Annotated in this window: 1 protein-coding gene; it reads left to right on the forward strand. The window is 62.0% G+C overall.

Annotation, left to right across the window (positions count from 1 at the left end; translation table 11 throughout):
- The first annotated feature begins 221 nt into the window (after positions 1-221).
- Complete coding sequence (locus BLQ55_RS16825; protein WP_092255247.1) at positions 222-1,316, forward strand: DUF1615 domain-containing protein; 1,095 nt, start codon at positions 222-224, stop codon at positions 1,314-1,316.
- Positions 1,317-1,654: the final 338 nt, after the last annotated feature.

Consider the following 1,654-nt stretch of genomic DNA (forward strand, 5'->3'; position numbering starts at 1 on the left):
AGCGAGCTCGCTCCCACATGGGTTTTTGGGTTGGACGGAAGATTCGGGTACACCGCCATTCTCCTGTGGGAGCGAGCTTGCTCGCGAAAGCGGTGGATCGGCTTGCTTCGAGGGTGACTGTGCCACCGTCATCGCGAGCAAGCTCGCTCCCACATCGGGCATAGCCCGCATCCACTTTTGATCGTATGGTTGCTCCGGAATAACGAACGCGATGGAGCACCATGCAATTCAATCAATTGATGATCAGCCTCGCGGCGTTGCTGGCCCTGGCCGGTTGCGGCAGCCGTCAGTTGCAGGAGCCCGAGCGCCCGCCTGCTGAGGTCAAGAAGCAGATCGTGCAGTTGTTGCCGGCCAAGACGGCGGATCGTGAAGGTTGGGCGACTGATATTTACGTGGCCTTTGCGGCCCAGCAGATTCCATCCACGACGCAGAATATCTGCGCGGTCCTGGCGGTGACCGAGCAGGAGTCGACGTTCCAGGCCGACCCGCCGGTGCCGGGGCTGGGCAAGATCGCTCGTCAGGAGATCAACCGCCGTGCGGCGAAGGTGCACATTCCGGAGTTGTTGGTCAGCGGCGCGCTCCAGGTGCGTTCTCCCAATGGCAAAAGCTACAGCGATCGGCTCGACGCGGCCCGTAGCGAGAAAGAGCTGAGCGGGATTTTCGATGATTTCATCGGCATGGTGCCGCTGGGCAAGACCCTGTTCGGCGGTTTCAATCCGGTGCACACGGGTGGGCCGATGCAGGTCAGTATCGCGTTTGCCCAGGCCCATGCGCGGGATTATCCCTACCCGGTGGATGGCTCGATTCGTCGCGAAGTGTTCAGTCGCCGTGGCGGGATGTATTTCGGTATCGCACATTTGCTGGGCTATCCGGTGAACTATACCGAGCCGTTGTACCGTTTCGCCGATTTCAATGCCGGCTGGTACGCCAGTCGCAACGCGGCTTTCCAGCATGCGGTGAGTGTCGCGTCGGGCATTTCCCTGGCGCTGGATGGCGATCTGGTTGCCCATGATTCAATCATGCCGGGCAGCACGGAGCTGGCGGTACGCACGCTGGGCAAGTCGTTGGGAATGCGCAACCCGACCATTCGCGATCAATTGGAGCAGGGCGACAGCCTGGCGTTCGAGGACAGCAAGCTCTACAAGCGTGTGTTCGAACTGGCTGAGCGGGCCGAGGGCAAGCCGTTGCCGCGGGCGGTATTGCCGGGGATCGTGCTCAAGAGCCCGAAAATCACGCGCAAGCTGACAACGGCGTGGTTTGCCAAGCGGGTGGATGAGCGTTATCAGCGCTGCATGGCGCGGGCGGCGGGGCGCTAGCCAGGCGTTGAGGCATGAAAAAGCCCGGCGGATGAGGCCGGGCTTTTACTGTGATGGGTTGGGTCTGGGGGTGTTCTGGAGCGGTGTGTCGGGTGAACTGCGCAGCGGCTGCGTGAAGGTTGCGGCCGCTGCGCGCCCGAGCGGGAGCAAGCTCCCTCGCCACGGGGTGTGTCGCACATGATTTGCGATATTTCCAGGCATTGCGGTCAAGCAACTCATGCGCGGTTTTCGATCAGGCGATCGGAGCCACCTTCGGCGACGCGACGTTCCAGCAGGCGATCGGAGCCATCTTCAGCGACGCGGTTTTCGATCAGACGATCGGAGCCACCTTCGGCGAC

Source organism: Pseudomonas sp. NFACC13-1, assembly GCF_900104425.1.
Classification (GTDB): Bacteria; Pseudomonadota; Gammaproteobacteria; order Pseudomonadales; family Pseudomonadaceae; genus Aquipseudomonas; species Aquipseudomonas fluorescens_AA.

What these genes read in the sequence shown, in the direction of transcription:
- BLQ55_RS16825 (WP_092255247.1), top strand. Translation starts at nt 222, where the DNA reads ATGCAATTCAATCAATTGATGATCAGCCTCGCGGCGTTGCTGGCCCTG.